The organism is Nocardia sp. SYP-A9097, assembly GCF_009649815.1.
Lineage (GTDB): Bacteria > Actinomycetota > Actinomycetes > Mycobacteriales > Mycobacteriaceae > Nocardia.
Genome location: NZ_WJIC01000029.1, coordinates 68577 through 80635, shown reverse-complemented (window position 1 = coordinate 80635; position 12059 = coordinate 68577). Strand labels below are relative to the sequence as shown.

Below are 12059 nucleotides of genomic sequence, written 5' to 3'. Positions count from 1 at the left end.
GACGCTGCGTCCGTGACTACGAACGCCTGCCCGACCACCACGAAGCCATGGTCACCTGGTCGATGATCATGCTGATGTCCCGCCGCCTCGCCCGCCAACGGAAATGATCAGTTGGCGGACAGGCACTTAGTGCCCGTGTATGAACTGATCATTTAGTGCGGGCGAGGCGGCGTCGCATCAGGATGATCATGGCCCACTGGACCTTGGCTCCGTGGTGTTCGGGCAGGCGTTCGTAGTCGCGAACACAGCGGCGGTGCTGGAAGATCCACGCCAGTGTGCGCTCGACCACCCACCTGCGCGGGATGACTTCGAAACCGGTGGCGCCGTCGCTGCGTTTGACGATCTCGATGGTGTAACCAAGTGTGTGTTGGGCCCAGGTCACGAGCTTGCCGGCGTAGGCGCCGTCGGCCCAGATCAGTGCGATCTTCTCGAACCAGTGTCGCGCAACGCGGTCAGCTCGGCGTCGACCTCGGCGAGTTTCTCCACCGCGCGGGCCTGTAACCCGGCACCGGCGCGGCGCCCGCTTGCTGGGAGCCGGTGAGCCGCTCGGGCGACTTCGATCAGGACTACCCCGGGTTGCCCTCGTCGACCATGCCGAGACCTGCCAGGGTGTTGAGCCGGTAGCGGGCGAGGCGATCGAGACCGGTGCTCGGCTGCGGCCCTACAAAAGCGTGGTCCTGCGTGGCGGCTGCTTTGGAGACCTTTTGCGCCACACGGTTACGAATACGAATAGAACGACGGCGGCAAGTTGACCGCGCGATCCGCAAGGGTTTGATCACAGCACATCGTTACTCGGCTACAGGGCACTGACCCGGAAAATAGCGGTTCCATATCAGAGACCTGGATCGGGTTCTCGTCCCGCGCCATCGGCTCTAGACTTTGTTGGATTGGTACGTTGCCCGCGATCCACCGTAGCGATGTGCATATTCACTGGCACGCACCATGGGCGCGCACGCCATCGTCGGTTTGTCGCGACCACGACCATTCACGATTCATGTCGAAGGGTGAACCCATGCCCACTCTCCACTTCACCGAGACGACGACCGCGACACCCGAAGAGTTCCTCGCGGCGCTCACCGACTTCGGACCCGACCGCGAGCAATTGTTCGGGAACAGCACCGACGAATACCTTGAGGTGCACCACCGCGGCCCCACCGAAGCCGACGTCACGGAGGGATCACGCGGTATCTGGGAACGCCTGCACTACGACTGGTCCAACCCCCGCCGCGTCGTTATGACGACCACCGATTCCAATCTGTGGGGTGGCCACTCGGGCCACACCTACACCCTCACGCCCCGCGCCGACGGCAAGACCGATATCGATGTCACGGTGGTGCGCGAGGGCAAGAACCTCAAGGGCCGCGCGGTCGGAGCCGTGGTCGGCACCGTCGGCCAGGGCGTCCTGCGAAACGCATTCCACAAGACAGTCGAGGCCGTCGAGGCCCGTACCAACGGAACCAACCAGACCTGAAACACCCGGCCGACGGAACCGCCCCGGTCGGCGAAGCCGAGTCGGACCGGAGAATCGCGTCGAGATCGGTCCGCAGCCGTATCGGCGACGGGGCCCTCCAGGATGCCCAACGGTGACCAACTCGAGTGTCACCCGACCAATCCAAGGAGACCATGCCGCCATTGGTAACGGGACTCAGCAGGATGCCCCTGGCGCCTCGCTTCCGCGAGCGCACCTGCTTGGCCTGAGACCGGATGCTGACTCTGTACCGGCGATGCGCTTTTCCGAACGGTTGCTCGCCGAGACGAGCTCGGCCGGTGATGTCGGCGACGAGTGTGAGGTCTTCCTCTGTTCTTGTGCCGCCACCGGGAAAGGGTGCCGCACCGACCGCATCGTGAAACTGTTTTCAGGACAGCAGATTCCGGTGGTCGAAGTCGACCAGATCTGCGGCCTCTACGGTTGGCAGATCACTACCCTCCTCGACAGTGCGGTCGCCGCCGTCGCATCCCTGCCCGGCAATGCCGACCCCGCCGACATCCGCCGCGGCCTGCGTGAATTCCTGACGAAGGTGTACCACGACCTACCCAACCCCGGTCGGGCCTCGCGCGACCGGGCCCTAACTTCGCCGCCACCAACACCTTTCAAGCCACCCATACCATCACCGCCGCCATCGCCGCCGGAATGTCCCTGGACACCATCGATAAAAGCCAGTTCTGCCGCCTGGGCAGCGACTGCTGGGACGTCGAACTCCGCTTCTTCGACCCCGAAAACAGCCGCCGCGCCCGAAAGATATTCCGATTCACGATCGATGTCTCCGACCCGATGCCCGTTACCCTGGGCGACATACGCACCTGGTCCGAACCCCGCTGAACATTCGTGGACCGAGCTTGATCTGTCTTGAATCCGCAGACCACTATCCCGAGGCCTGTCGCTGGTAGGTGGGGAAGCGACCTGCTGCAAACGCCCCCACACAGAACAGTCCCCGGTAGTCTCCATCGAAACCATGAGCCTCAGTCGTCGCTGACAACTCAGGTATTCGATTGGCTTGCCGGGGGCTTAGCTAGATCCTGGAAGAACGTCACAGAGTCGACAGACGTCTCCGCCGACAGTGCGGCTCTTTTTCCGGTGTTCCAGTATAGGTCCAGTCTCCTCTTGATCTGCCTTCAGTCAATACCCGTGGGCCCCTGAATATGGCCGTATCTCGGCTCATTGATGCTGCGCGAGCAAATCGGTGCCAAAGTGCTGTGAATCCACATCGGTGAGGCGCAGAATGTTGCTGTGGAGTTGACAGCCGTGCGTATCGACAAACCGGACGATCTCAACGTCATCATCGGACAGGCCCACTTCATCAAAACCGTAGAGGACCTGCACGAGGCGTTGGTCGGGGTCAGTTCCTATCTACGGTTCGGGCTGGCATTCTGCGAGGCATCCGGGCCATGCCTGGTTCGCCACTCCGGCAACGACGACGATCTGATCGAGCTCGCCACGAAGAACGCAGTCGCAGTCGGAGCGGGACACTCGTTCATCGTCTTCCTACGCGAGGGATACCCGGTCAATGTGCTCAATGCGATTAAGCACGTCCCGGAAGTCTGCGGAATCTTCTGTGCTACAGCCAATCCCGTGGACGTGTTGATTGCTCAGACCGAGCTGGGTCGGGGAATTGTCGGAGTGGTCGACGGGTCCGCACCGCTGGGCGTGGAAAATGCTGACGACCAGGCAGACCGTCGACAGTTACTGCGCCAGATCGGCTACAAGTTGTAGAAGCCCGCGACGACCGTCGTTCGACGGACGCCGGCGATTCGTTGCCAGACGTTCGAGTGCATTTCCGGATTGTCCGGCAACGCAATTGGCAACTGCACCAATCTATTTCGCGTATCGGGGAGCCCATGGTTTCGGTGGGGGACCTTCCCGGGTCTGTCGGCACCTATTCAACAGTCGTCTAGTGTGGTGCGCCTGAAATGCAGCTCTTAGAGCTCCTAACAGGTTCGGTCGGCTGGCGGTGAGTCCCGTTGCAGTGCGGGATGTTTCGCTGTGGCAGCACCATGGATCGTGGACGACCGATTGTGGGCGGTTATCGAACCGCTACTACCGGTGAAATCGGCGGGAACTCCGGGGCCTGCTCAGATGGACAATCGGCTTGTGCTGCAGGGAATTCTGTTCGTGTTGATCACCGGGATCGGGTGGGAAGACCTGCCTCAGGAGCTGGGCTTTGGATCCGGAATGACGTGCTGGCGCAGGTTACGGGACTGGCAGGCGGCGGGGGTGTTCGAGCAGATATATCACGGGCGTGCTCGCCCGCTGTCACGCCGCCGGCTTGATCGACTTCGACCGGGTTATGGTCGACGGCTCGCATGTGCGGGCGAAAATAGGGGCGCCGCAACCGGTCCCAGTCCGGTCGACCGCGCCGAGACCGGCTCGAAACACCACATTCTGACCTGCGGCAACGGGTTCCCGCTCGCGGTCGCGTTGTCGGCGGCCAACGTCAACGACCACCTGCTGCTGCCCACACTGCTCGACCGGGTGCAACCTCTGCGCGGGCGTGCGGGCCGGCCCCGGCACCGGATAACCACTGCGATCGCCGACAAGGGCTACGACTATCCGAGCGTGTATTGCGAGCTGCGGCAACGCCGCATCACCGGCTACATCCCGCGCCGCGGCACCCGCGACAAGGTCACCGCCGGACGATGGATCGTCGAGCAATCCCTGGCCCTGCTCCACCAATACCGGCGCCTGGCGATCCGATGGGAAAGACGCACCGATATCCACCACGGATTCCTCGACCTCGCCACCGCACTCATCTGCTGGCGACGACTCAGCAATCAAACCGAGATGATTGCCTGAGAGGCTGGAGTCGTGAATCCGTCCACAGCACAGGCGCACGTGGTCGTCGACGAACTCGCGCGTGGGGGTGTCCGGGACGTTGTTCTGTGTCCCGGTTCCCGGAACGCGCCGCTGGCCTTCGCTGTGCAGGCGGCGGATGCGGCGGGCCGACTGCGACTGCACATGCGCATCGACGAACGGACCGCGGGCTTCCTCGCGGTCGGGCTGGCGGTAGCCAGTCGGCTACCGGTACCCGTCGTGATGACCTCGGGGACCGCGGTGGCCAACCTCGGTCCCGCGGTGCTGGAGGCCAACTACGCGCGGGTGCCGCTGGTGGTGCTCAGCGCCAATCGGCCCTACGAGATGCTCGGCTCCGGCGCCAACCAGACCGTGGAACAGCTCGGTATGTTCGGCAGTCAGGTCCGCACCACCATCAGCCTCGGCCTCGCCGAGGAAGAATCCGCGTCCGCCGACTGCGCACCGTACGGGCTCCAGAACAGCCTGTGGCGCTCGGTGGTCTGCCGGGTGCTCGCCGCGGCCCGCGGCACCCGCTCCGGCAACGCGGGCCCGGTGCATTTCGATATCCCGCTGCGCGAGCCGCTGGTGCCCGACCTCGCCCCCGGCGAGTGCGCGCCCGAGGGACGCGAGGGCGGACGGGCCTGGACGCTCACCCAGTACGCGACGCTCGATGTGCCGCTCGACATCGACCTGACCCCCGACACTGTCGTTATTTCCGGCCACGGCGCCAGGCTCCGGCCGGAACTGTCCGAGCTGCCGACCGTCGCCGAACCCACCGCCCCCATGCACGGCCCCGCGCTGCACCCGTTGGCGCTGCCGCTGCTGAAGCCGCGCCAGGCCATCATCACCGGCCGTCCGACCCTGCACCGTCCGGTGGCCAAGGTGCTGGCCGATCCGAACGTCACCGTCTACGCGGTCACCACCGGGCCGCGCTGGCCCGATGTCTCCGGCAATGTGGTCGGCACCGGCACCCGGGTGATTGCCACCGGCGCATCGCGCCCGGAGTGGCTGGCGCATTGCCGTGAGCTCAGCGCGAGGGCGACCGAGGTGATCCGGGCCGAACTCGCCGTGCACCCGAAGCCGACCGGCCTGCACGTGGCGGCGGTGGTGATGGACTCGCTGCGCGAGGGCGACCAGCTGCTGCTCGGCGCGTCCAATCCGGTGCGCGACGCGGCCCTGGTGTCCTACCCCCGGCCGGGTATCACGGTGCTGTCCAACCGCGGTGTCGCGGGCATCGACGGCACCGTGTCCACGGCTGTCGGCGCGGCGCTGCACCACGACGGCCGCACCGTCGCGCTGCTGGGTGATCTGACCTTCCTGCACGACGCGTCCGGCCTGCTGATCGGGCCCGGCGAACCCCGCCCGGCCGATCTGACCATCGTGGTAGCCAATGACGACGGCGGCGGCATCTTCGAGCTGCTCGAACAGGGTGACCCGCAGTATGCCGGAGTATTCGAGCGGGTGTTCGGCACCCCGCACGACGTGGATCTGGCCGCGCTGTGCGCCGCCTACCGCATTCCGCACAGCCAGGTCGATCCTGAGCAGCTGGCCGTCGAGTTGGCCGGGCACGCACACGGCACGCGGGTGCTCGAGGTGGTCACCGAGCGGTCGAGCCTGCGCGAGCTGCACGCGACGGTGCGCGCCAAGATCGCGCCCTGAGTCGAGCTACTTCGCCCGCGTCCGGATGGGCGCGGGCACGCGTCGAAGTCGTCGTCCAGTGGTACCGGGATGGATTGTTCGACGAGGTCGGCCTCCGGAACCTTGTCCACGACGCGGAGCGTGCTGCGATCGGCGCGGCGTTCTTATCCAGCACTTTCGAGCCGGTCCACCGCGTTGTCGGTGAGCCAGGCGACCTCATCCTCGCTCATCGCAATTGCCGCGTACCCGACGCTGAGGTCGAGGCCACCAAGCCGCTCGTTGGCGATCACAAACAGTGACGGGCCGAACATGTCGAGCGAAACGGCCCTGGTGACGTCCTCGAGCGTGTAGGCGCCGTAGCTGGTCTGAAGGCCGGACTCGCCTGCCGTGGTAACAGCAAGTCCGTCCATGCGCCGGTTGTTCCGGATCGTTGGGCCGACTTCGTTCCGATACGCTTCCCATCCGGGAAACTTCATGATCGAGGCGGACTCCCGGTCCTTGGCCAGCGCGGCGATCAGCTTGAACGAGGCGTCACGGGCGGTTGCCCAGAAGTCGTCGGTTATCGGGTGCTTGGTACGCAGGATGTCGACGTAGCAACCGTAGGTCTCGTCCGGCAGCGCGAGTTCACTGAGGCGACGGAGGTCGACCGTGGTCAACACGGTCATGGCGTCGAGCCCGTACCGCTCGCGCATGGCAAGCAGGAAGGCTGCCGTTATCGCACCGTGAAGCGTCGTTCTGTTGGCTTTGACGGCATCCTCGAGCGTTGCCGTTGTGATGGGCCTGAGGTGACGCTCCAGTACTCGCGTTTCTTTCTTCGGATCGGGTACCGTCTGCTTGGGCAGCCGAATGGCTAGCGTATATGCGGTCTTCTTGCCACCGCCAGACTTGTTGGGCAGGCCGGCCTCGACCGGCGGGGGCAGGGCGGTGTGGAGCGGCGGTTTCAGTTGCTCCATGGCTGGATCGGCGAGGAATTCGAGAAGCTGGCGAGCGAGCATGTTCGCGGACTGGGCGTCGAGCGTTGCGTGATCGGCGCAGATGACGATGTGGTTGAGGTCGGCGTCGGGCGACTGCCGCACTAGCGTTATCCGCTGGCGCGGATGGTTGCCCTTCGGGATCGGTGTGCGGATGCCAGAGGCAAAAACCTTGCGCCAAGCGTCTGGGGCGGTGTCGTCGAGCACCTTCAACGGGATCTCCGTTGTGCCCTCGGTGTCGAACCAGCTCTGGCGATAGGCGAAGGGCGGCAGGCGTCGCCAGACAATCTTGCCGTAGCGGATATGAGCGCGAAGGATGGGATGCTGGGTCTGTAGCCAGGCGAGCGCGCGCTTCACCAGCGCCGGATCGAGGCGGCCGCGCACGTGCAGCACCTGCATGGTGATCAGCCCGCCACGGGCATGCAAATGGTTGAGCAGTTGTTCCCGTTCGCCCAGCGGGCGCGCTTCGCCCAAGCCGTCCTCCCAATGTTTTCGAATACCATTTCAGGTCGCGATGAAATTGGCTAGTATGCTGACTACATAAGGGATTTAAGTGATGAACGATATCGAACAACCGATAATCGAGTATATCTCCGCCATGGTGGCTGAAACCGGCGGAGCGCCGGTCAATAGCGAGACCCCTTTGCTTGAGGCCGGCCTGCTGGACTCGATCAATCTGGTAAAACTGGTGCAGTTCCTCGAGAAGCGATTCAAGATCAGCATCCCTGACACGGAGATACGGGCGGACCTGTTCGAATCGCCCGCGAACTTGGCAGCCTACGTTTCGCAGCGAGCGGCTCAGCCCGCCTAAAGCTCGCGCAGCCGCGCGCGGAGCACCTTGCCGGCCGGGCTGCGCGGCAGTGCGTCGATGAACGCGATCTCGGCCGGGACCTTCTGAACCGACAGCCTTTCGCGGGCATATCGGATCAACTCATCGGCCGACACATCCGCTCCTTTGACGACAAACGCGATCAGCCGATTGCCGTTGCGCCGGTCTGGGAGACCCGCCACTGCGGCTTCGGCGACGGCGGGCAAGGTCATGAGCGTCTCCTCCACCTCGATGGGGTCGATCTTGTAGCCGGATACCTCGATCAGCAGCTTGCTGCGGCCACGGATAAAGATGCGACCTTCTTCATCGAGCGAGGCAAGATCGCCGGTCCTGAACCAGCCCTCATCGAACGCCTGAGCATTGGCCACGGCATCGCCGAGATAGCCTCGCATGAGCGAGGATGATCTTACTTCCATTTCGCCGACGGATGGGCCGAATTCGGTGTCGAACGGAACGATGCGGACCCTGGCGTCGCCCGCCGGCTTGCCAGCCGAGGCCCAGCTTGCGTCGGGATCGGCGGAGTTATTGTGCGAGAGCATGCTCGCCTCGGTCGAGCCGTAATCCTGACGAAGTGTGATACCAAGGCGTTCGCGCACCGCTTCGAAGATCGGCCGCTTCAGTGCGACGCCGCCCGAGAAGGCCAGGCGCAGCCTGAGATCGAAACTTCCGGTCTGACCGGCGACGATTTCGTACATTGCCGGAACGGCACCCATGAAGGTGACGCGCTCGCGGACCATGGTGTCGAGCAGCTTCTTGCGCGAAAGCGCCAGCGGCAGGGGATCGCTCCAGTAGAGCGTCGTTGCACCGCCGGCGACGGCTTCCGTAGCGCCCATTATGAAGCCCAACGAGAAGTTGCCCGGTAGAATGTCGAGGACGATATCGTCGGGCTGAAGGTCCCAGGCTGTGCTGGCTCGTTCACCATCAGCGATGAGCTCGGCATGGGTGTGCGGCACCACCTTGGGCAACCCGGTCGAGCCGGACGAGAAGAGGTAGAGCGCCGTTGTGTCGCCTGGCAGTTTCGGCAGCTGGGCGGTAGCACTTCCTTCGGGCAGGGTACTCGTCAGGAACAAGGGAATGCCGGGGGCTGCATCTGTGATCAACATCTCGGCAGCAGCGGCAAGGCCGGGAGTTGAGATGACGGCCTCGGGTCCGGTTTTTTGCGCGAGCGTGGCAAGTTCGGATCGCGTGGCCGTCTCGCCCAGCGGCATCGCGATGGCGCCGATGGCGAAGAGCGCGTGGGCAGTTACGAAAAGATCGGGTGAGTTCGGAATCAGCAGGGCAACGGGATCGCCGCTCTCGATGCCACGTTCGATAAAGCCGGCGGCGAGTCGGCCGATCCGCTCGACCAAAGCGGCGTAGGGCGTAAATGCTTCGCCCTGCCGCAATCCGCTGGTGATCGGTGCCCGCGCTGTCAGCGCGAGCAGGTTGTCGTAGATCATCTCTACTCCGCAGGGTCCGCCCCCTCTGCCCGTAAGGATAGGAGTGGGATGCGGCATCTACAAGGCGTCAGCGATCACGCCTGTAGGTCAGGCGGAGAACGCCGGTGTCTGAGCTTATCGTGGTTGCCATTGAACAGCCGGGTGCCGCCGCCAAAAGGACCGGCGAGACCAGGAGGCTCAGTTCATCGATCAAGTCGGGCACCTCAGCGGATTGACAGCCGGCGGCATCGACGGGGACCGGGTGCGCACAGCCGTGGCGGCGGCACTGCCGCCGCCACGCGATGACCACGGCCGGATCACCTTGGCCGTCGATGTCAGCAACTGGCTGCGCCCCGACGCTCCGACCCGCGACGACCGCTGCTTCTGTCACGTCTACGCCCGCGGCCGAGGCCAGGCACAGATGATTCCCGGCTGGCCCTACTCGTTCGTCGCGGCGCTGGAACCGGGCCGCACCAGCTGGACGGCCCTGCCGGACGCCCGCCGCTTGCACCGCGACGACGACCTGACCACCGTCACCGCTGAACAGGTCCGTGACCTGGTGGTACGCCTGCACCGGCTGGGACATCACCGGGACGGCGATCCCGAGATCCTGATCGTGTTCGACGCCGGCACCGGATCTGGTCAACCGTTCACCGCGCAGGCCCCGACGGTATACGTCACGTTCTCACTCCGTATCTTCAAGTTGGGCCGCAGGGGTACCACTGCGGCACAAGAGGTATCGATGTAGCCGGACGCCGTCGTCGGTGAGCCAGTACACCGGCTCGCGGTGGTGCCCTCCGGTGTGCGATGTTCCGGACTAGTGCAACTTTTGTTATCGCACGGCCCGTCCGTGTGCGTGATGGGGTGGCCTACCGGCCGACTCCGAGCTGACCTGCAAAACGTAGCGGCCTTCGCTCGGGCACGATGGTTGCTGGTCAGCCGTCGCCCGCTTGTCATCAATCCCGCCATTTAATGACTGACATCGACCAACGACGCTCGCACGCGCCAACGGTAGTAATCGATATTACAGCCGAAATGGGGGTGAGAATTCAACGTATCCACAGCTCAGAGGACCAATGAAACCAACTACACCCAACGGTGCCCGCTCTTGACAACGAGGCCGATCGCAAGCTGGTTCGACGTGAGTACATGGAGCCCGAAGATGCTGCCGCGTTCGAGGTGACGGAGCGCGCTAGCCGTCTCGTCGGCTGGGATTACCTCCGGGTCGGGGCATTGGATCCGGTCCTGACGGCGAATCTGCGCTGCCTGGCCGGATATCGGCATCCGCGCTGCTTGCGTCCATTGGTGATGGCTTTGCTGGAGCAAGCGATCGTCGCGCCGGTCGAGTTGCGCTGGGCGGGGGTGCCGAGGCAGTTCGACGTTGTTTCATTTGCCAGGCCAGATGAATGGGTCGTTGCTACGTGTTTCTATGATCCGAGTTGGTGACGAGATCCGCTGCGGCGGAGAAGTATTGACCGTTGTCAAGCCATCTATCTCGCGCACGGCCGCTCACGACCCATTTTCTGCGTCAGATCAAATGGCAACGGACACCAGCAGTCCTTGCATGAACTGCGAGCTATTGAACGACCCATCGAGGTGACGATCCTGACCAGGGCGCAGCGCGATCGGCTCGATGCCGCGATCGCAGGAATGGCCGCCGTAGCGAGTACACCCCGCTGGCGCGCAGAGAAGGTTCCTCCGGAGCGAAGATCACGCCCGGCGGACGGGTGCTTCCTGGTCGGCATATCCGCAAAACCGACAGCCGCACTGAGGAACTCGCGGCCTTTCAATATGGCGGGGCCATCAGTAGAGCTGGTCGCGGCGCGCAGAGGACCTGACCAGCGACAAGACCGACGAGAAGGACGCGGTGCTGATCGCCCGGCTCACCGCGCAGTCGCGCTGCTATATCCCCGAGCCGGTGGACGAATCCTGGGGCAGGTTACGGCATCTAGGAGCGCGCCGATCGCGGCTGATCGTGGACATGGTGACACAGGTCCAGCAGATCCGGGCGTTGCTGGAATGCGTGTGGCCGGCCGCGCTGGACACCGCGCGCCAGCCGTTCCGCTCCCGCACCCGGGTCGCGGTGTTGCGGGTGATCTGCGAACGCGACGGCGGAGATCTGGACCGCACCCATCGTCTCGGGTTGCCGCGCCTGGAACGGGCCGCTCGCCGAGAGATCACCCGTGCGGGCGGTCAGAAACCGTCGTTGCGGATCATCCGGAATCTGTTTGCGGCACTGACAGATCCGGCCGGAGTTCGCGCGCACCGACGCGGCGCGCTCGAACAAGTGGATCTGCTGCTCTCTGACTGGGCCGAGGATCAGCGGCGCGTGGCCGACACCGAAGCCCGCATGGTCGGGGTGCTCGACGAACTCGCATTGACCGACCTGGTCACCTCGATCGCCGGGTTGTCGGCGGTCGGAGCCGCGGCGATCCTGGCCGAAACCGGTGACCTCACACGGTTTCCCACCGCCCGAGCCGTGGTCAAACACGCTGGTCTGGCACCGCGGGAGAACCAATCGGGCGCCTTCACCGGCCGCGCCAAACTCACCGGCCACGGCCGTCCAGGTCTACGATTAGCGGCCTGGCGCGGCGTGTGGGGCACCCAACTGGCCAACCCGGTCTACGGCGACCGCTACCGGCACCTGACCAGCCGAGAGGTCAACCGGCTCACGCCCACTCAAGCCCAGGCCGCGATCGCCGCGACCATCCTGCGGCACCTGCACGCCGTGGTCACCACCGGTCGACGGTGGGACCCGCATATCGCCCGCCACGGCACCGATCCGACACCCACCAAGATCTCGACCGCCGCCTGACCGGCGGCGCGTCGAGCGGTCGGTCGGGGCGAGCCCTACGCGGCATCGAGACACCTCGTGATCTCGCCTGAAATCCTGGGCAGCCCCGACCTGTCGTCAC

14 protein-coding genes are annotated in these 12059 nt (G+C 64.6%); 9 read left to right on the top strand and 5 right to left on the bottom strand.

The window, feature by feature from the left end; all coding sequences use genetic code 11:
- Window positions 1–148 precede the first annotated feature (148 nt).
- A complete protein-coding gene (locus GFY24_RS43915; RefSeq protein WP_375336140.1) occupies window positions 149–637 on the bottom strand; it encodes a transposase in 489 nt (162 codons plus the stop codon).
- Window positions 567–713, bottom strand: a complete 147-nt coding sequence (locus GFY24_RS34465) for a hypothetical protein (protein WP_228566935.1) — start codon at window positions 711–713, stop codon at window positions 567–569. Before GFY24_RS34465 ends, GFY24_RS43915 begins: the two co-directional genes overlap by 71 nt.
- Before the next feature lie 299 nt (window positions 714–1012).
- Between GFY24_RS34465 and GFY24_RS34460 the strand changes: the two genes are divergently transcribed.
- Entirely contained in the window at window positions 1013–1471 is a 459-nt protein-coding gene (locus GFY24_RS34460) for an SRPBCC family protein (RefSeq protein ID WP_153809293.1), read from the top strand.
- Between the two features lie 385 nt (window positions 1472–1856).
- Here the strand turns inward: GFY24_RS34460 and GFY24_RS42545 are convergent, their stop codons facing one another.
- Window positions 1857–2027 carry a hypothetical protein gene (locus GFY24_RS42545; protein WP_153809292.1) on the bottom strand — a complete coding sequence of 57 codons (171 nt, stop codon included), beginning with the start codon at window positions 2025–2027 and terminating at the stop codon, window positions 1857–1859.
- Here GFY24_RS42545 and GFY24_RS43910 point away from each other — a divergent pair.
- The 4 genes from GFY24_RS43910 to menD all read left to right on the top strand — a co-directional run bounded on the left by GFY24_RS43910 (window position 2006) and on the right by menD (window position 5947).
- Window positions 2006–2320, top strand: a complete 315-nt coding sequence (locus GFY24_RS43910; protein ID WP_375336139.1) for a hypothetical protein — start codon at window positions 2006–2008, stop codon at window positions 2318–2320. The genes GFY24_RS42545 and GFY24_RS43910 overlap by 22 nt on opposite strands.
- A 408-nt stretch (window positions 2321–2728) precedes the next feature.
- Complete coding sequence (locus tag GFY24_RS34450; protein ID WP_309231668.1) at window positions 2729–3211, top strand: adenosine-specific kinase; 483 nt, start codon at window positions 2729–2731, stop codon at window positions 3209–3211.
- Between the two features lie 270 nt (window positions 3212–3481).
- Window positions 3482–4291, top strand: a complete 810-nt coding sequence (locus GFY24_RS34445) for an IS5 family transposase (protein ID WP_309231667.1) — start codon at window positions 3482–3484, stop codon at window positions 4289–4291.
- Between the two features lie 12 nt (window positions 4292–4303).
- The gene (gene menD / locus GFY24_RS34440; protein WP_309231666.1) at window positions 4304–5947 is read left to right on the top strand and encodes a 2-succinyl-5-enolpyruvyl-6-hydroxy-3-cyclohexene-1-carboxylic-acid synthase; all 1644 of its coding nucleotides are present in this window, start codon (window positions 4304–4306) and stop codon (window positions 5945–5947) included.
- A gap of 143 nt (window positions 5948–6090) precedes the next feature.
- Here the strand turns inward: menD and GFY24_RS34435 are convergent, their stop codons facing one another.
- On the bottom strand, window positions 6091–7371 hold the full coding sequence (locus tag GFY24_RS34435) for a hypothetical protein (protein WP_153809291.1): 1281 nt from the start codon (window positions 7369–7371) through the stop codon (window positions 6091–6093).
- 82 nt (window positions 7372–7453) lie between these two features.
- Between GFY24_RS34435 and GFY24_RS34430 the strand changes: the two genes are divergently transcribed.
- Window positions 7454–7708: an acyl carrier protein gene (locus GFY24_RS34430; RefSeq protein WP_153809290.1), complete on the top strand. Its 255-nt coding sequence runs from the start codon at window positions 7454–7456 to the stop codon at window positions 7706–7708.
- On the opposite strand, the gene GFY24_RS34425 is transcribed toward GFY24_RS34430, so the two are convergent.
- Window positions 7705–9165, bottom strand: a complete 1461-nt coding sequence (locus tag GFY24_RS34425) for a class I adenylate-forming enzyme family protein (protein WP_194853134.1) — start codon at window positions 9163–9165, stop codon at window positions 7705–7707. The genes GFY24_RS34430 and GFY24_RS34425 overlap by 4 nt on opposite strands.
- Window positions 9166–9376: 211 nt before the next feature.
- Here GFY24_RS34425 and GFY24_RS42540 point away from each other — a divergent pair, with 211 nt between their 5' ends.
- The 3 genes from GFY24_RS42540 (at window position 9377) to GFY24_RS43905 (ending at window position 11959) form a co-directional block, all read left to right on the top strand.
- Window positions 9377–9892, top strand: a complete 516-nt coding sequence (locus tag GFY24_RS42540; RefSeq protein WP_228566934.1) for a transposase — start codon at window positions 9377–9379, stop codon at window positions 9890–9892.
- A gap of 401 nt (window positions 9893–10293) precedes the next feature.
- The gene (locus tag GFY24_RS34415) at window positions 10294–10590 is read left to right on the top strand and encodes a hypothetical protein (RefSeq protein WP_194853133.1); all 297 of its coding nucleotides are present in this window, start codon (window positions 10294–10296) and stop codon (window positions 10588–10590) included.
- 388 nt (window positions 10591–10978) lie between these two features.
- Complete coding sequence (locus GFY24_RS43905; protein WP_228566942.1) at window positions 10979–11959, top strand: transposase; 981 nt, start codon at window positions 10979–10981, stop codon at window positions 11957–11959.
- Window positions 11960–12059 lie beyond the last annotated feature (100 nt).